The organism is Kushneria phosphatilytica (assembly GCF_008247605.1).
Taxonomy (GTDB): Bacteria; Pseudomonadota; Gammaproteobacteria; order Pseudomonadales; family Halomonadaceae; genus Kushneria; species Kushneria phosphatilytica.
The window spans coordinates 1,920,430-1,938,971 of the sequence record NZ_CP043420.1 but is presented as its reverse complement, the minus strand read 5'-3'; the positions used below and the strand labels follow the sequence as shown (position 1 = coordinate 1,938,971).

Annotated in this window: 17 protein-coding genes and 1 pseudogene; all 18 read left to right on the top strand. The window is 51.3% G+C overall.

The annotated features are described in order from the left end of the window. The first annotated feature begins 31 nt into the window (after window positions 1–31). Complete coding sequence (locus FY550_RS08900) at window positions 32–1,081, top strand: EpsG family protein (RefSeq protein ID WP_070977589.1); 1,050 nt, start codon at window positions 32–34, stop codon at window positions 1,079–1,081. Between the two features lie 15 nt (window positions 1,082–1,096). Continuing rightward, window positions 1,097–2,167, top strand: coding sequence for a glycosyltransferase (locus FY550_RS08895; protein ID WP_070977588.1), 1,071 nt, complete (start codon window positions 1,097–1,099; stop codon window positions 2,165–2,167). Next, complete coding sequence (locus FY550_RS08890; RefSeq protein ID WP_070977587.1) at window positions 2,164–3,279, top strand: glycosyltransferase family 4 protein; 1,116 nt, start codon at window positions 2,164–2,166, stop codon at window positions 3,277–3,279. The genes FY550_RS08895 and FY550_RS08890 overlap by 4 nt, the downstream gene beginning before the upstream one ends. A gap of 108 nt (window positions 3,280–3,387) precedes the next feature. Further along, a complete protein-coding gene (locus FY550_RS08885) occupies window positions 3,388–4,482 on the top strand; it encodes a glycosyltransferase family 4 protein (protein ID WP_149054486.1) in 1,095 nt (364 codons plus the stop codon). Between the two features lie 12 nt (window positions 4,483–4,494). Continuing rightward, a complete protein-coding gene (locus FY550_RS08880) occupies window positions 4,495–5,499 on the top strand; it encodes a glycosyltransferase family 2 protein (RefSeq protein WP_070977586.1) in 1,005 nt (334 codons plus the stop codon). Window positions 5,500–5,631: 132 nt separating this feature from the next. Further along, window positions 5,632–6,444 carry a 3'(2'),5'-bisphosphate nucleotidase CysQ gene (gene cysQ, locus FY550_RS08875; RefSeq protein WP_070977585.1) on the top strand — a complete coding sequence of 271 codons (813 nt, stop codon included), beginning with the start codon at window positions 5,632–5,634 and terminating at the stop codon, window positions 6,442–6,444. A 124-nt stretch (window positions 6,445–6,568) separates the two neighbouring features. After that, on the top strand, window positions 6,569–7,909 hold the full coding sequence (gene fliD, locus FY550_RS08870; RefSeq protein ID WP_070977584.1) for a flagellar filament capping protein FliD: 1,341 nt from the start codon (window positions 6,569–6,571) through the stop codon (window positions 7,907–7,909). Between the two features lie 18 nt (window positions 7,910–7,927). Next, on the top strand, window positions 7,928–8,350 hold the full coding sequence (gene fliS / locus FY550_RS08865; protein ID WP_070977583.1) for a flagellar export chaperone FliS: 423 nt from the start codon (window positions 7,928–7,930) through the stop codon (window positions 8,348–8,350). Between the two features lies 1 nt (window position 8,351). Beyond that, on the top strand, window positions 8,352–8,702 hold the full coding sequence (gene fliT, locus FY550_RS08860) for a flagellar protein FliT (protein ID WP_070977582.1): 351 nt from the start codon (window positions 8,352–8,354) through the stop codon (window positions 8,700–8,702). Between the two features lie 15 nt (window positions 8,703–8,717). Beyond that, entirely contained in the window at window positions 8,718–9,710 is a 993-nt protein-coding gene (gene fliK, locus FY550_RS08855; RefSeq protein WP_070977581.1) for a flagellar hook-length control protein FliK, read from the top strand. Beyond that, window positions 9,710–10,045 (top strand): EscU/YscU/HrcU family type III secretion system export apparatus switch protein, encoded by a 336-nt coding sequence (locus tag FY550_RS08850; RefSeq protein WP_233350184.1) that lies wholly within the window; start codon window positions 9,710–9,712, stop codon window positions 10,043–10,045. The genes fliK and FY550_RS08850 overlap by 1 nt, the downstream gene beginning before the upstream one ends. A gap of 509 nt (window positions 10,046–10,554) precedes the next feature. Next, window positions 10,555–10,923: a flagellar transcriptional regulator FlhD gene (gene flhD / locus FY550_RS08845; RefSeq protein WP_070977580.1), complete on the top strand. Its 369-nt coding sequence runs from the start codon at window positions 10,555–10,557 to the stop codon at window positions 10,921–10,923. Further along, entirely contained in the window at window positions 10,913–11,482 is a 570-nt protein-coding gene (gene flhC / locus FY550_RS08840) for a flagellar transcriptional regulator FlhC (RefSeq protein ID WP_070977579.1), read from the top strand. Before flhD ends, flhC begins: the two co-directional genes overlap by 11 nt. A gap of 129 nt (window positions 11,483–11,611) precedes the next feature. Continuing rightward, window positions 11,612–12,487, top strand: a complete 876-nt coding sequence (motA, locus tag FY550_RS08835; protein ID WP_070977578.1) for a flagellar motor stator protein MotA — start codon at window positions 11,612–11,614, stop codon at window positions 12,485–12,487. Window positions 12,488–12,492: 5 nt separating this feature from the next. Continuing rightward, entirely contained in the window at window positions 12,493–13,428 is a 936-nt protein-coding gene (gene motB, locus FY550_RS08830; protein ID WP_070977577.1) for a flagellar motor protein MotB, read from the top strand. Window positions 13,429–13,500: 72 nt separating this feature from the next. Continuing rightward, the gene (cheA, locus tag FY550_RS08825; protein ID WP_070977899.1) at window positions 13,501–15,567 is read left to right on the top strand and encodes a chemotaxis protein CheA; all 2,067 of its coding nucleotides are present in this window, start codon (window positions 13,501–13,503) and stop codon (window positions 15,565–15,567) included. Then, window positions 15,567–16,055, top strand: a complete 489-nt coding sequence (gene cheW, locus FY550_RS08820; protein ID WP_139148671.1) for a chemotaxis protein CheW — start codon at window positions 15,567–15,569, stop codon at window positions 16,053–16,055. Before cheA ends, cheW begins: the two co-directional genes overlap by 1 nt. Window positions 16,056–16,269: 214 nt before the next feature. Next, window positions 16,270–18,120, top strand: a pseudogene (locus FY550_RS08815) (methyl-accepting chemotaxis protein); the annotation flags it as partial. Between the last annotated feature and the right edge of the window lie 422 nt (window positions 18,121–18,542).

Genomic DNA, 18,542 nt, shown 5'->3' with positions numbered 1-18,542 from the left:
TGAGTATATTGCCAAGGATGCCGAGTAATTTATGAATTGGGAACTTTATCTCTATATAGTCATGGTGGGTCTAACGCTCGGCTATACCTTTCTGAATAAGAAAAAGTACTTGGTGGTGTTATCATTTGTTATAAGTTCGGTTTTTCTATGGATTGTGCGCATGGCCGGGCTTGATACAGATATGAATACTTATGCGGCTGCCTTGCATTATGACTATGTTTTCAATCTTAATAATGTTTATTTCATCAGGGAGTTCCTGTACTGGTCAGGCGCAAGTTACATTTATCAATGGGTCCAGGATGAGCAGTTGACCTTTTGGGTCATCGATCTGATATGGCTGGCATTACTGCATATTGCTTTGGGGAGAAGTCATAGCAATATAAGCATACCGCTTTACGCAATTCCATTCATGGTGATTTTCTTTCCATCATTGATGGGGTATGAAAATATTTACCGTCAGCTTATTGCATCAATGTTTATCATTTATGCTTTTTTTGGCACAAGGAGTGTTTATAGTGCTGCGTTTTTCGGTGTTTTGGCGCTGTTTATTCATAACGCGTCCATTGTTTACGCGCCGCTAATTTATATTTATAGCGCGACGCGAAATTTTTCCATCCCAAGAGTTAAGGTCTCACAAAAAATAATATTTGGAGTTGTTTATCTTTTTGAAGTTGGTGGTGTTTATTACGCATCTCTGGGAGACTCGGCGCTAAGTAAATCTTCTTCTTCGACCGGGTTGAGTTTAAGTTTTGCCTATGGACTCCTTTTTGTCGCCATGTTCTTTTTAGCGCTTTATCTTTCACATTTTCAACTAATAAAATTTGTTAAAAGGCATTTTTATATAGTTTATGCGCTATTTACATTTGCTCTATTTGTACCAGTGCTGGGTCCTGCACAAGCGGAACGAATAGGAATGATGCTGCTGGTTTTGGTGACTCCGCTATTCATTGCCGAACTGGACCGAAGTTTCGGTGAAGATAATTCCAGAATTGTGATAAGGATGTTGTTTGTTATGGTTGGTGCTGCCCCAACATTCTTGTTCAGTTCGGCATTCAACTTCCTGCTTACTAGCCAGGGATAAAAAAGGTGTGTTGTGATGAAGGTTGCCCATATTATTACGAACCTTAAGCTGGGTGGGCCATGCAAAGTAATGTCTGAAAATATTTTGCACTTACCTCATTCGGTAGAGTCTCAGGTTTATTACTGTAAAGACCTGGAAGGTTTTGATAACTTATTGGATGCTAGAAAATTAACGGTCAAAAATTTCTCAGAGCTAAAAAATTACGACGTAGTACATTCTCATGGTTTGCGTCCCGATGGCATCGCTGCACTCTCTGCCCTTTTACATAGAAAAACAGTCCATATCAGTACCATTCACAATTATGTATATGAAGAGATGCACAATATATATGGTGCAAAGGCCTCCAAGGTTATTTCGCCGTTATGGATCCGGGCCTGGAACCAGCTTGACGCACTGGTTGTGCTGACTAATGACTCAAAGCGTTATTACAAGAAATGGTTTAAGCAGGAAAGCCTGAATGTTATAGGTAATGGAATGGACTTTAGTCTTTCTAACAAACCATTGAAAGAAGAAGACAGAACAAGGATTGAAAAATTAAAGGGAAGCTATAAGTTAATTGGTTCAAATTCTCATGTCATAAAAAGGAAAGGTCTCGACCAGATAATCCGGGCGCTACAGGATATGCCTGATTACGCTCTGGTGGTTGTAGGAGATGGGCCTTATCGTGAGAATTTGGAACAGCTTGCAAAAGAGCTTGATGTGGCTGATCGTTGCCTATTTACAGGGTTCAGAAAGAATGCTGTCAATTTCTTGCCATATTATGACGTATATGCCATGGCAAGCCGAGATGAAGGTTTTGGTCTGGCTTTGATAGAAGGGTTGGCGTTTGGAGTGCCGTGTGTATGTTCGGATATTCCGAGCTTTAGAGAAATATTGAACCCGGAATCCGGCTGTTTCTTTGAGCTGGATAATATAAGCTCTCTTAGGAGCGCAATTTCAGGTGCTTTTTCCGAAAGGTATGAGCTGGGGGCAAATGCCAAAAGGCTTTACAGGGAAAAATATACCGGGCAGATAATGGCAGATAAGTACTATACTTTATACCAGACTCTTGTTCAGCAAAAAGAGTGCAAGGAAAAAGCCGGATGAGTGATAATGAATGCTCTCTTGATATTTATGTGGTAATAGATAATATATGTACAGGCGGAGGGATAGAAAGAGTCTGTAGCATAATATTGCCACTACTTGCCAAGCGTAATCGCGTTACTATTCTAGGATTGCTGGACGATTCATCAACACCTGTTTATTCGTTCAGCGATGTTGAGATCAGAGCTCTTGGTCAATCGGTTCCATCAGGTCAGTTAGGCTACCTGAAAGTTCTTAACAAGGCTTTCTCGATTTTGAGAAAAGATCAGCCTGATGTCGTTCTGTATCTCACAATGGGAAGGCTAAGCGTATTTGCAGCTCCATTTGTTGCCTTTAACAAGAAATACATGAAAGACACATGCCACATTGCCTGTGAGCATGTAGCTTTTACCAGTCATTCCTCGACAATTCAAAAAATGAAAAGGGTTGCATTCAAAAGCTACGATAAAGTGGTTTTTCTCACAGAGCGGGATCTGGAAAATTTTTCCGATATGAAAAAATTTGTTCAGATTCCCAATCCTACTCCCTTTTCAAATATCTCTGCTGCTCGTCATCAACCGGATAATAAAAAGGCGTTGGCTGTAGGACGGTTGACTGCACAAAAGGGATTCGATCTGCTTATACCCGCCTGGAAGGCTTTTGCAGAACATCACCCTGATTGGAAAGTAGTCATTGTCGGGGAAGGGGAAGACCGCCCCATGCTGGAAAAAATGATATTAGAGAGCGGCCTGCAGGATAGCTGTGTACTAAATGGGCAGAGTCAGGATATAGAATCCTTCTATAGGGAGGCGGATTTGATGCTGATGAGCTCGCGTTTTGAAGGCCTGCCGATGTCACTTATTGAAGCACAATCTTTTGCCTTGCCTATTGTTTCTTTCGATTGCGAGACCGGTCCTCGGGAAATAGTCACTCATGGCCAGGATGGCTATCTTGTGCCAGTATCCGATACAAAAGGCTTTGCCGAAGCCATTAGTAAAGTAGTTGATGAGCCAGCAACCTATGCCAGTATGTCTGAAGAGGCCAGCCGTAACGCACTGCGCTTTGATCAGGAGAGAATCGTAGAGCAGTGGCAGTCATTGTGCATGCAAGCAGTTACCGTCCGAAAAACAGCCTGATAAGAATTTTGGTGCCACAAGTATGGCAACAACGATAGTTATCAATTTCAAAACCGCCTGATTCGAGGTCTACCGGTGCGTATATGTTTTCTTGTTCGTAATATATCAATGCCTTCCGGAATAGAGCGGGTCACGTCTGTTATAGCCAACAGGTTGGTTGAGCGAGGCTTTGATGTGTCTATTATCAGCCTCTGGGGTGGCCTTGAGCCATTCTATCCGAAACATGAGGCTGTAACTCTTTATCAGTTATTTTCCTCCCAGGTGCGCTCTACCAATAAATGGGTAGCCATGCTTCGGCGATTAGGGCGGTTCCCCCTGGCTTCCTGGCGTTTGCGCAGACTACTGCGCCAACATCCTCAGGATATCCTGATTGATACGGATTACCTCTTGGGACAGGTTGCACTGCCGGCTGTAGCGGGGCTGAATGTCAAGCATATTCATTGGGAGCACTTCAGCTTCAATCTTGATCTGGACAAACCGCACAAGCTTCTGGGGCGGCGACTGATTGCACGAATGACTCACGGCATAATAACCTTAACGCAAAGAGATCGAGAATACTGGCAGAAGGGGGCGAGTGTTCGTGGGGCAATTACTGCTATTCCTAATCCGGTACCATTTGAAATGCCTGAGGTTAATTATCAACCTGACACTCTTATAGTGCTGGCTGTAGGTAGACTGAATTATCAAAAGGGTTTTGATCGTCTTATTGAAGCCTGGGCAGTGATGAAAAATAAAGATAGCGCCGGCACTGCGAACTGGATTTTGAGAATTTTAGGTGATGGAGAGGAAGAGCAGAACCTGAAGCAACAGGCACATAAATTGGGGGTAAAGAATTCTATCGAGTTTTTGCCAGCCACAAAAGATGTAGATTACTATTACCGTCATGCTTCCATTCTGGCCATGTCCTCCCGTTTCGAAGGATTCCCTATGGTTCTGCTTGAAGCACAGTCATATGGTTTACCAATAGTTGCCTTTGATTGTGATACAGGTCCTGCTGAAATCATATCGGATGGGGGCTCCGGCTTTCTGGTTCACCAAGGGGATACTAATGCTTTTGCACAGCAGCTTATGGGGCTGATCCTGGACAGCGAGCTTCGTATCAGATTTTCGAGGAGTGCTCGTGATTCAGTTGCCCAATTTACTTCTGATGTCATTGTGGTTCAATGGCAAGAATATTTGGAAAGTCTTGTAAGTGTTAAATGAGCATTACTTGACATGGAAAATAAAGGCTCGCGCCCCTGGTTGACGGTTATTGTCGCTGCTTATAATGTTCAGGATTACATAGAACAGGCCATTCGGTCTGTTCTATCTCAGATTGATGACAGGGTGAGATTGATTATCGTCAATGACGGTTCCAGGGATGAAACTCTGTCGACTATCGAGGCAACCATTGCACTTTTTCCACAAAAGCAGGCGTATGTTCAATTAGTAGACCAGGAAAATTCTGGTCCGAGTGAAGCCAGAAATCGGGCTCTGGATTTGCTTGATACACCTTACGTAACCTTTTTGGATGGAGATGACTTCTGGGCGCAGAATTATTACTCTACTGTTACAGAGCTCGTTGGCGAACCTTTCAGTGAAAAATATGATTTGCTTGAATTCAATGCCATTGAATACAGAGAGTCTGACGATGGTACTGTTTCTCAGGAGCTGTTGACTTTTAACAGTTTTGGAGATTTTCAGGGTGAAATTACTTCCGGAAAGTTGCGTGAGATTGCCATTAATTCAAAATGGTATATATGGTCGCGTATTTATCGATCGGTTCTTTTCGAAAATCTACGTTTTCCTCGAGGAGAGCGTTATGAAGACCTTTTTTTGACACCTTTTGTTTATCTTGAAGCAAATGCTGTTGCAGCCTCTCAAAAGCCTTTGGTGTACTATAGAGTCAATTTTGGTGGAATAGTAACCAATCCGACTCAAAGTGATATAAGTGATATTGGAAGCCATATCTGTGTGCATCTAAGGGGTGCCGAGAAATGCGCTACCCCATTTTGCAAAGAGTTCATGATTTTGGTGGCGTGTCAGACATTGCTTTATTACAAAATAATTACTAATAACTATTATGGGTTTATAAAGTCAATACCTTTGATTCGAGCATGGGTCAAGGAGTTGAAGCCTTTTGTGCGTCGCAATCATCTTCATTTGCCCATGAAAACCCGTCTTCTTTTTGTTTCCCCTGAGCTGGCCAATTTTTATACATGGCTGAAGACCCGGCGCTAAGTGTGTTCTGGATAATGACTTTCTACCCCGCTTACGCGGGGTTTTTTGTTTTTGGCTGACTGAATCTCCGCTATCGTAGCGGGCTGTAACCGGCTCCGGATACTCGGTAATGACGTGAAAGGAAGAGAGGCAATGACGGAAAGAACCCTGTTGGATTCAGTAATCGACATCGCCAAACAGGCGGGTAATGCCATCATGGCCATCCATGATCGCGATTTCGAAGTGGAAGAGAAAGAGGACCATAGCCCGCTTACTGAGGCGGATCTGGCGGCCCATGGAATTATCAGAGAGGCCCTGGCTCAATTAACGCCTCAATGGCCGATTCTCTCGGAAGAATCTCCAGCTGAGGAGATCGAGCAGCGCAAGCAGTGGTCGACCTATTGGTTGGTGGATCCGCTGGATGGTACCAAGGAGTTTATTCGTCGCAGCAAGGAATTCACGGTCAATATAGCATTGATCCGTGATCATGAACCTGTCATGGGAGTAATCCTCGCACCAGCCAGTGGAATCTGCTGGTATGGCAGCGCCGGGCAGGGTGCTTTCATGGTAGAGGGTCAGGAGGTGCAGCAGCTGAGATGTCGTCCTGCTTCACAACAGGATCAGCTGAGGGTGGTAGGAAGTCGGTCACACAAGGGGGCCAGTACCGAAGCGCTGGTGGAACGGTTGCGTGAAAGCGAGTGGCAGGGGATTGGCAGTTCTCTCAAGTTCTGTCTGATCGCTGAAGGTCGTGCTGATTTTTATCCTCGTCTGGGGCCAACAAGCGAATGGGATACCGCGGCTGCTCAACTTGTTCTGGAAGAAGCTGGCGGGAGCGTTCGAGAGCTCAATGAAGATGGAGAGATAGGTGCGCGGCTGCTCTATAATACACGCGATAGCCTGCTTAATCCGTTTTTTGCCGCAGCGGCCGTTTCAGACGATATTCAGGGGTTCATCGGTCTGGAATAACTGCTGAGCAATAAAAATACCTTCAAAGGGATAAACAACTCCCGTTCCCTGCCGATAACCGGAACAACGGTATTGTCATGCGGCCTTTATCATTGGCCGGATCATGTGAACGGGAGTATGGAGCATGGCGAGTATTACATCGCTCGGTGTTGGGTCCGGGCTGGATCTATCAGGTCTGTTGCAGGATCTGGCGACAGGCGAAAAGCAGCGACTGACGCCCATCAACAATCAGATCAGTAGCTATAGTTCCAAATTCACTGCCATGGGCCAGATCCGCAGTGCGGTGGAAGGTTTTCAGGATGCCGCCAGCGCGTTGCAATCACCGGATCTGTTCAAATCCAGAGCCGCCGAGAGCAGCAACAGCTCACTTGGTGTTTCAGCTGACAAGAGTGCGGTAGCCGGTAACTATCAGATCGAGGTCACCCAGCTGGCACAGGGAGAGACCCAGGTCGCGCAGGGCCAGACCGAAACTGACAAGGCAATTGGCAGCGGGACCGTGAAGATTACGGTCGGCGGAAAAGCCACTGACATCACTCTGGATGACAGCAATAATACGCTTGCCGGGATTCGGGATGCCATCAACTCATCTGATGCCGGCGTTACGGCCAGCATTGTCAATGACGGTGGCGCAAGCCCCTATCGTCTGGTGTTGTCCTCCAGCAGTACCGGTTCCGATTCAGCCATGAACTTTGCGGTGAGCGGTGATACGGCACTGAACGACCTGTTCACCAACACTCAAACAACCGTTTCGGCGCAGAATGCAGAGTTGAGTGTTAATGGCCTGTCGATAACCAGTCAGAGCAATACGGTCAAGGAAGCGATCCAGGGCGTAACATTGACGCTGGATGATACTGGCTCCAGCAAGGTGGCTGTGACTGATGACACTGATGCGATGCGTGGCGCCGTTGAAGATTTCGTCTCCGCCTATAATACCCTGGCTTCCAAGATTGACTCCCTGACTTCATATTCATCAGAGACCAATCAGGGTGGGATACTGACCGGTAATTCTACCATCCGTACGCTGGAAAATCGTTTGCGTGGGCTGGTAACCGACCAGAACAGTAACGATGGCAGCTATCAGTATCTCTCCCAGATGGGCGTTTCCTTTGACAAGTCGGGCAAGCTGTCAATTGATGATGACAAGCTTGATGCCGCTCTGGCTGATAGTCCGGATGATGTCAGCAAGCTGCTGTCCGGTGATTCAGGAATAGCCGGTATTCTGAATGATTCCATGGATCGCATGCTGGATGATAACGGACTGATTACCAGCGCTACCAATGGTCTTCAAACTACCATCGATAGTCTGAAGGATCGCAGATCCGATATGCAGGACAGCATTGACTCTACCATTGCGCTTTACAAGAAGCAGTTCTCTCAATTGGATAGCGCCATGGCAAGCCTCAACTCAACCAGCAATTACCTCAGCCAGCAACTTTCGGCGATGGGTGGTAACTCCAACAGTTAAGGCAGGATTGATACAATCATGTATACACGACAGGGTGCCCAGGCCTACGCTTCCGTAGGTGTTGAAACTGGTGTCATGAGTGCATCACCGCATCAGCTGATCGTTCTGCTTTTCGATGGTGCTCAGGCGGCTTTACGCAAGGCGCGCTGGGCGCAGAGCCAAAATGATGTTGCTGCACGCGGTCAGGCACTTTCAAAGGCCATCCGCATCATCGATGAAGGTCTCAAGGGTGGACTCGACCCGGAGAAAGGGGGAGAACTGGCCGAACGGCTGTCATCGCTCTATGACTATATGGTGCGGCAATTGATAAAGGCCAATCTACATGGTGATGTAGAGCGTATGGATGGCGTATCACGCCTTTTGGCAGATATCGGTGATGCCTGGAAATCCATTGGTGAAGGTGCCGACACGGCATCTTCCTCGCCAACAGTGCGTGCCTGATATGACCTCATTTGGCAGTGCCCTTCCGGTAGCATATCGAGCAGCCCTGACAATCAGTCAGGAAATGCTGGAAAGCGCACGCAACCAGCATTGGGAGGAACTGATTGCGCTTGAGAGTCGTTATGTAGAGTGCATTCAGCACATTCGCAGGCTGGAAACCGATGATTCGCCGAATGTAGCTACTGGCGAGTCGGATGAGAAGTACAAGGAAATCCTGCAGCAATTGCTTGGCAACAGCCATCTCATTCAGGAACTGCTGGAAGAACGCAAGCAGGAGCTCAGAACCCTGATGAGTGATGCCGGCAGCCGTCGGAGAGTAGAAAATGCCTATTCCAGCATTGATCGCATGTGATGGCAGGATTGATTCGTGAGCGTCATTTCTCCCTTGCTGGACACCCTGTTGCATCAGGTGCTGGGCCGACGCGCCGATCTTGATCGTGTGGCTGCCCGCCCGGTGCAGCAGCCACTGGGAGCGGTGACCTATACGCCACCTCCCCGACATGCGACTTCAGATACTCCGGAAGAGCATCAGTCGGCTGCCAGTGGGCAATCGTCAATTCAGCGTCATCGACCGATGACCGAAGACCTGCGAGCCACATCATATCGCTCGCCGGTGACTGATCAGAACAGCAGTGTCTCCACACGGCAGCATTTCAGTCCCGAAGCGCGGACCATTGCTTCTGTACTTTCTCGCTTCCCCAATAGCTCGCCCCCGGTCCAGGGGGGGACGCCACTGATTACTGAGATGCGGCCTCCCACTGTTGGGCTTCTGGCACACGCCCTGGGCCGTGAAATCGCGCTCAGTGGCTTGTTCTATGAAGCGCATCTGGCCAGGTGGACACAGGGGCGTCTGGATCGCCAGAGCCTACAACGAGAGCCGCAAGGTAGTTTGATGCTCTCCATGCAAGGGACAGGGAAGCACGATGCTGACGCCGAGGTGGCGTCCATGCGTATGGAGTCATCATCTCCTGCCGGTGGGAGCGTTACTTCCATCATTCATCAGGATGCGCAGGCATTGCTGCGTCAGCAACTGGAACTGATGGCCAGCGGTGTCTTTCGCTGGCATGGCGACATCTGGCCGGATGTTCCAATGGAGTGGGAGATCGAGGAAGGCGCGCAGGAAAGCAGCGGTGAAAATCCTGCTCCCTGGTCGACACGTCTTCATCTTACCATGCCTTCACTGGGAGCGATCGAGTTGCGACTGATGCTCACGGGTGATCGCTTGCAGATCAGAGGCGTGGATCTCTCGGCTGAAACAGCTCAACAACTTGAGCAGGGCGGTAATGCTCTCCAGCAGCGTCTGATGGAAGCCGGTTTTCAGGTGCCTCGTCCTACCTTCAAAAAAGGAGGTAGTGATTAGTGATCGAGCATGACGATGATACCAATCCCAATGCAGTAGATGATGAGTCGCGTCGTTCGGCCGTTGCCATTGCCTATTCAGAGCAGGACGTAGCGCCAAGAGTCGTTGCGAAAGGTTATGGGTTAACAGCTGAGCGCATCATCGAGCAGGCCAATGCACACGGTCTGTATGTCCATCAGTCTCGAGAGTTGGTTCAACTGCTGATGCCGCTGGATCTGGATGAGCGCATTCCGGCAGCTCTTTATCTGGCCATTGCCGAGCTATTGGCCTGGGTGTACGAGATGGATCAGGAAGATAGAGAGCGGAAAACGGAAAGCAAAAAAGACCCTTCCTGATACTCCCTCATCGCTATGGCGTAAGCCATGGCGGCCTGATCGGCAGGTATGGCTGATGGAAAATCAGTCTTTAAGGTGAACTGCTTCCAGTCTTTCCTTCAGCCATATCATGAGCACATCTAATTAAGGTGGCCGTAAGTCTATGGTCCACTCCCGCCTCCTTTTCTGCATAACCTTTTGATTTTATTTGGTTTAAATTATTTCGCCTTTCATTTTATCCCGCAATGGCATGAACAATATGACATTTCATATCTGATGAAATCTGCCAGGCTGGAAATAAATTCACGTTGGAAGGCGTAAAAAGCTTTGTAAGCGTAAAGTATGAGTGTCATGATATGTTGCGTAACGCAAGGTAACCAAATGGTTGTCTATGGTTTCAAATGCGAGCTCGGGATTACAGTCAGCGACGGATTGGATAGGCATCAGGCTGCTATCGGTGCAAGGAGATAGAGCATCTCCGACTGATTTCCGAATCGGACATTATATAACTCGAATGGGGAAACGCAGGCATGACCAGTAACGATAATCTTCTGGAAGATATCCGTAACGTTAATCTGTCCTATCTACTGTTGGTGCAGCGTTTGATCAATGAAGATAGATCGCTGGCCATTTTCAGATTGAAAATCAGTGAGCACATGGCGGATGCGCTTGGGGCGCTACCGATTTCGGAACTGGCAAAACTGGCGAATACCAATCAGCTACTCTGCCATTTTTCGCTGACCGATCCTGGCATGCTTTCCACATTGACCGGTCCTTCCCGCGATCAGGATCTGCAACGCACTCATGCTGCCATTCTATTGGCCGGTCAGCAGGTCGAGCATGACGACGAGACGCTGCCTGTTCGCGCCATGGCCGGGACAAAACGACATGGCGGATAAGAGTGTCGTCAGTGAGCTGCATCAGATTCAGCTGGCGATCGAGTTGATTGAGCTCGGAGCCAGACTGCAGGTGCTGGAAACGGAGACCGAGCTTTCCCGTGGTCGGCTGATCCGTCTCTACAAGGAAATCCGGGGCGCTTCGCCACCCAAGGGGATGTTGCCATTTTCGACCGACTGGTTCGTGACCTGGCTGCCCAATATTCACTCGTCGCTGTTTTACAATATCTATCGTTATCTGCTTGAGCAGGGCGGCTGTGAGCGAATGGACGGTATCATAAAGGCCTATCGGTTGTATCTGGAGCAGGTCTCCATGCTGGAAGAAGGTGAGCCAGTGCTTGGATTGACCCGCGCCTGGACTCTGATCCGTTTTTTTGAAAGTGACATGATGCAGCTGTCCACCTGTCAGCGTTGCGGTGGTCATTTTGTGGCCCATGCGCACAGCCTTGATCACGATTTTGTCTGTGGCATCTGCCAACCTCCCTCAAGGGCCGGCAAGACACGCCGTGCAGCAGAACGCGAGAAGCTGCGCCGTGTTCAGAGCGGCGCCATCTCCAACTGACGGTGGCAATTCTGCGCTGACTGCCACCGTCAGCCCTGTTCGTCCTTAATCTTTACCACCTCTACCCTCAAGCCCCGTCCCGGCATGCCGATGATAGGAGCATGAAGGCATCAGCTAGGGGCTACTCTCGTGCTTATCTTTATTGGTTATATAGCGGTTATCGGTTCAGTACTGGGTGGCTACCTCATCGTTGGCGGCCATCTCGGTGTGCTGGTACAGCCGGCCGAAGTCATCATTATCGCTGGGGCCGCCATTGGTGCTTTTATTGCTTCCAATAATGGCAAGGGCATCAAGGCCACCATTCGGGTTTTTCCGCGCCTTCGTCAGGCGGGCAAGTATAACAAGACCATGTTCATGAACCTGATGGGGCTTTTGTACCAGCTGCTGGCCAAAGGCCGTTCGGAAGGCATGATGGCGCTTGAGCGGGATATCGATAACCCCGAGGAAAGCCCGCTGTTTGCAGAATATCCCATGCTGCGCTCTGACCCGCTGCTGATGGAATTCCTGACGGATTATCTGCGCCTGATGATCAGCGGCAACATGGATGCTTTCGAGATTGAAGCGCTCATGGACCATGAAATCGAAACCTTCCGTCATGAAGCCGAGATTCCGGTTCACAGCCTGAGTTCGGTAGGCGATGGACTACCGGCATTCGGTATCGTGGCTGCAGTCATGGGGGTGGTTCATGCGCTGGGGGCCCCTGATCTGGCGCCGGAGCAATTGGGACCTCTGATTGCGAATGCCATGGTGGGCACCTTTCTGGGCATTCTGCTGGCTTATGGGTTCGTCACGCCACTGGCTTCTCGTATCAAGCACCAGGTGGCAGAAGTGGAAAAGATGCTGCAATGCATCAAGGTGACGCTGCTGGCCAATCTTAACGGTTACGCGCCGCCGATTTCAGTCGAATTTGGCCGCAAGGCGCTGTTTTCCAGCGAGCGACCGAGCTTTACTGAACTGGAAGAGCATGTCCGCTCCGTGCGCTCTCAGCCGACGGGTGGCAGGTAAACGCCATGAGTCAGCATCGACGCCCCATCGTTATTCGTCGCAAGAAAGCCGAAGAGCATGGATCCCATGGCAGCTGGAAAATTGCCTACGCAGACTTCATGACGGCCATGATGGCCTTCTTTCTGGTGATGTGGCTACTTTCCGGTACCAGTAAAAGTGAGCTTGAACATGTCAGTGAATATTTTCGAACCCCGCTCAAGGTAGCGTTGACCGGTGGAGACAGGAACACGGCAAGCGATAGTGCCATTCCGGGTGGAGGAGATGATGTCATTCACTCGGACGGGGAGGTGGCCAAAACGGTTTTACAACCGAGTAACTATCAGCCTGACCGCGCTCTGCGCCGTCTGAAGACCCGACTGGAAAATCTGATTCGTGAAGATCCGGCGCTGCGTGCATTGCGCTCACAACTCAAGCTGGATCTGACCCCGGAAGGGCTGCGTATTCAGATCATCGACAGTCAGAAGCGCCCCATGTTCGAGCTGGGCAGCGCCAGAATTCAGCCGTATATGCGTGATGCTCTGGAGCATATTGCGCCGCTGCTTAATGAGTTACCCAATGGGATTACGCTGGCAGGCCATACAGATGATCTGCCTTACGCCTCGGGTGAAACCGGATATAGCAACTGGGAGCTCTCCAGTGATCGCGCCAACGCCTCGCGACGCGCACTGGTAGCAGGGGGGCTGGACAGTGACAAGCTGCTGCGGGTGATTGGTATGGCTGACACCATGAATCTTGATCCTCGGCCTGATGCGCCGATCAACCGGCGTATCAGTATCCTGGTACTGAATAAACAGGCCCAGCAGCAGCTTGAGCAGGAAAATAGTACGCCGGGGACCCCGGCTCGGATTAACGCCAGTGATCCACCCTCGACTCTGGGGGATATGCTGGGTGTCAAACCGGTATCGGCTGAAGAGATTTCCAGCAAGCCGGCAACGCCCTGATTACACCAAAAGATGGGGTAACTGTCCGTATCTGGTATCGGCAGAGGCCGCAAAAGGCAGGTGACCATGAGCATTGATATTACCGAGTTCTATCAGACTTTCTTCGAGGAGGCCGCGGAACTGCTGGCAGAAATGGAGCAGCAGCTGTTGGCACTGGATCCGGATGAGCCTGACACCGAACAGCTGCACGCCATCTTCCGTGCAGCACACTCCATCAAGGGTGGGGCCGGTACCTTTGGTTTTACCGTGCTGCAGGAGACGACACACCTGCTCGAGAACCTGCTTGATCGGGCTCGGCATGGAGAACTGCAGCTGGACCGGGCGACGATCGACATCTTTCTGGAAACCAAGGATATGCTGAGCGACCAGCTGGAAGCTTACCGTCAACAGACCGAGCCGGATGCCGAAGCGTTCGATCGAATCTGTCAGGTACTCAAGACCCTGGCTGAAGAGGGTAGTGAGCAGGCTGCTGCTGCAGCGTCTGCGGAAAGTGAAAGCACCCTTTCATCCGATCCTTCACCTTCCTCGCAGGATGCGTCACATGATGCCGGGGGCTTGCGCCTGATCCTCAAGGGTGTGCCTGCCGAATCGGCGGAAGCGCTGGTCGAAGAGCTGGCACTGTTCGGTGAGATCAGCGAGCAGGTACGCGATGGTGACAATCTGAAGATCAGTCTGGCGACCCAGAACAGCGCCGATGATGTGCGCGCCGTACTGGGGTTCGTGCTCAACGATGATCAGATCGACATTCAGCCTTTCCAGGCGATAGCTGCGCCTGAAGAGAACGAAACCAAAGCGGATGAACCGGCGGCTTCCGAACAGAAAGCCGCGGTGTCAGCGGAAACTCAGCCGGCGAAAGCGACGGGGAGTGGTGAAGCGGGAGGCAAGAGTGCCGAAAAGCCCCGCCCTGCGCCACGTGCCGGCGCCAGTGAGTCGAGTTCGCTGCGTGTTTCCATCGAGAAGATCGATCAGATCATCAACCTGGTTGGTGAGCTGGTCATTACCCAGTCAATGCTTGAGCAGGGGGCCAGCGAGCTGGATCCGGTCGTGCATGGCAAACTGATGAGCGGCATGAATCAGCTGCAACGCAATGCGCGGGATCTGCAGGAATCCGTCATGTCAGTACGCATGATGCCGATGGATTATGTGTTCAGCCGTTTCCCGCGACTGGTACGCGACCTGGCGGCCAAGCTGGGCAAGGAAGTCGAGCTCGAGACAGTGGGCAAGTCGACAGAGCTCGACAAGAGCCTGATCGAACGCATCATTGATCCGCTGACGCACCTGGTGCGTAACAGTCTCGATCACGGTATTGAATCTCCCGAGAAACGGGTGGCAGCGGGCAAACCGAAAGCAGGCAAGCTGACGCTGGCTGCTCAGCACCAGGGCGGTAATATTCTGATCGAGATCAGTGATGATGGTGCCGGACTGAATCGCGAACGCATTCTCGCCAAGGCAGCCCAGAATGGCCTGTCGGTCTCGGAGAGCATGAGTGATGACGATGTCTGGCAGCTGATCTTCGCCCCGGGCTTTTCGACGGCCGATCAGGTCACGGATGTTTCCGGTCGTGGCGTAGGCATGGATGTGGTCAAGCGCAACATTCAGCAGATGGGAGGACATGTCGATATTCTCTCCAATCCGGGGCAGGGCACCAGTATCCGAATCGTATTGCCGCTGACCCTGGCCATTCTGGATGGCATGTCGGTACGTGTCGGCGAAGAGATCTATATCCTCCCGCTGAGCGCCATCATGGAATCGATGCAGGTCAGTGAAGACCATATCAATACTGTCACCGGTAGCGAGCGGTTGCTTTTTGTCCGGGGCGAGTATCTTCCACTGGTCGAATTGCATCGGGTGTTTGATATACCGGACGCCGAGCAGGATGTAACACGAGGCATCGTGATTATCGTTCAGAGCGAAGGGCGTCATTTTGGCTTGTTGGTCGATCAGTTGATCGGTCAGCACCAGGTCGTGGTCAAGAATCTGGAGACCAACTACCGCAAGGTCAACGGAGTCTCCGCGGCCACCATACTGGGTGACGGCAGCGTTGCCCTGATTCTGGATATTCCGGCTCTGTCGAGGACCACGCGCGATCGTGAGAAAGCGCGCCAGCAGGCCAAAGTCAACAGGGGAGAAACGGCATGATGGACGCCGCTGCACGCGACCTGCAGAAGGTCGACAATGAAGGTCATGAATTTCTGGTCTTTCGACTGGGCGACGAAGAATACGGGATCGACATCCTGAAGGTGCAGGAAATTCGTGGTTATGAAGGGGTAACCCGAATCGCCAATGCACCCGAATTCATCAAGGGTGTTACCAATCTGCGTGGCGTGATCGTACCGATCGTTGATCTGCGGCTGCGTTTCGACATCGGGAGTGCCGAGTATACCGGCCAGACAGTGGTTATCGTACTCAATATTGGTAATCGCGTGGTCGGTATTGTGGTTGATGGGGTATCTGACGTTTTGACTCTGTCGAGCGAGCAGATCAAGCCGGCACCGGAGTTTGGCGCATCACTCTCGACCCAGTATCTGACCGGATTGGGCAGTGTTGATGAACGCATGCTGATCCTGGTGGATATTGAAAAGCTGATGACCAGCGAAGAAATGGCACTGGTAGACGAGGTGGTCTGAGACAGCCTCATCCGTGCTCTGAAAGTCATGCTGACGCCGGCCTTATGGGCCGGCGTTTTTTTATGTGCACTACGCCTGCATCGGTTTTGGCGCTTCAAGTGTCAGGCGCATTTTGTCGTTAAAGCGGTATGGGGCCCCTGTTACCGGGGACCGTAGGGTAAACCTGAAGCATCGAAAAGGTGCCTCTCTGCGAAGCCGGAATTCGGAAAAAGCCATGCGACAGAATCTACCCGTGACTCAACGGGAATATGAACTTGATGAGCACCAGTATCTGATCTCACAGACGGATCTGAAAGGTAACATTGTGTTTGCCAATCCGGATTTCGTCGCAGTCAGTGGTTTTGACTGGGAAGAGTTGATGGGATCACCCCACAACATGGTGCGTCATCCGGACATGCCTCCTGAAGCCTTTGCCGATTTCTGGAAAACGATTCGCAGTGGTCGAGCCTGGACCGGCCTGGTCAAGAATCGACGCAAGAATGGTGATCACTACTGGGTTCACGCGACGGTAACGCCCATCACCGAATCAGGCAATGTCGTGGGCTATGCTTCGGTCCGGATGCGACCGAACAAGAAGGACAAGCGCCTGGCAGAAGTTGTTTACGCACGGCTGCGTGACGGGCAGAAGCCTCGGGCTCATCTGGTCAGAGGTGAGATTCATGCGCACTCACTGAAAGCTCGCCTGGAAAGGATGACGCGTCTGACAGTCGGGCGTCGTCTGGCCATCATGATTGCGATTGCGGCACTGGGGTTGGCAGGACTTGCCCTGGCCGGCGGCTATGGTTTGCATAGCATGTATCTCTCAGGTCAGCAGATTGCCGAGCGTGGTCTGGCCCAGACAGGGCGTTTGCAAGCGATCGACCAGCGACTGGGTAAATACGGCAATCTCATCAATACCGCCGTAGGCAAGGCCAATCGTGCCGATCTGGACAATCTCAAAAACAGTCTGGAGGGGGCGGGTGCAAATGTCAGCTCCCTTTGGCAGGCGTATCTGGAACACGCCAGTCAGCAGGGGGCGGAGAGTCGTCAGCAGATGGATCAGCTGCTGACCCGGTTTTTGAACAACGATATCCCTTCCATTCTCGAGGATATGCAAAGTGGCAGTTACTTTGCGGCCATTTCGCAATGGCGTACTCAGACGCAGCCTCGAATCGAGCAGCTCCACGAACTGGTCAACGATCTGGTAGGGGAAACCCGTCAGACCGCAATGGCCATCCAGCAGCAGGCTGATGAGCGCTACCGGCTCGCCCTTTGGGGGATGCTGGGGCTGGCCGCGGGGGTCTTTCTGTTGCTGCTGGTGGGAGGAGTGCTGGTAACTCGCAGTATCGTTCAACCGTTGCAAGCCACTCTCGACCTGTCGCGTCAGATCGCGGCAGGCAATCTTTCAGCAGAACTTGATACAAAACGTCGAGATGAGTTCGGTCGCATGATGAATTCATTGAATGCCATGCGTCGCGGTCTGATTAGTATTGTCGAGGATGTCAAACAGGGGGTCGATGTGGTCACGCCGGCGACGGCCGATATCGCCAGTGGTAACGCCAATCTTTCCCGACGTACCGAAGAGCAGGCAGCGGCACTCGAGCAGACAGCCAGCAGCATGGAAGAGCTGAATTCCACGGTTGCGCAGGGAGCCGAAAGCGCCGGCAATGCTTCGCGTCTGGCCGAAGAAGCCTCGGGAATCGCTGAACGGGGCGGCCAGGAGGTCGGCAAGGTAGTCAGCACCATGGAAGAAATCAGTGAGGCCTCGACACGTATTACCGACATTGTCGGCATGATCGATGACATTGCCTTCCAGACCAACATTCTGGCGCTGAATGCCTCGGTGGAAGCGGCTCGTGCGGGTGAACAGGGGCGTGGATTCGCCGTGGTCGCCGGAGAAGTCCGAGCGTTGGCTGGCCGTAGTGCCGAGGCGGCCCAGGAGATCAAGTCATTGATCACAACCTCCACCGAACGCGTCGAGGCCGGCAGTACGCTGGTAGAACAGACGCGCCGCACCATGGATGAAATCGTGACGTCGATTCATCGGGTCAGCACTCTGATGGGAGAAGTTTCCCATGCCGCCGTGGAGCAGCGCAGCGGGATTGAACAGGTTACGGAAGCGGTCAATCGCATGGACCAGATGACCCAGCAGAACGCTGCTCTGGTTGAGCAGTCAGCTGCTTCGGCCAATGCCCTGAGTCAGCAGGCAGAAGGGCTGCGCGGTGCAATTTCGATTTTTCGCATCAAGAAAGTGACCAGCGCGCCGATAACCGGATCGTCATCTGAATGTCATTCGGCCCGTCCGTCCGAGTCCGCTATCACCAGATCAGTTCACTCTTCGACAGAGAGTTCGGAAAGAACAAAAGGGCAGTCAGGGGCACGTTCCGGGATGTATACGGCAAAGCGCGATGATGCGGGAAGGCAGGGTACGCCGAACCGATCGAAAGGTATGACAAGCCGTAATGTATCGCATGAGGCTGCCGATAAGGTCGCCGATGATGAATGGGA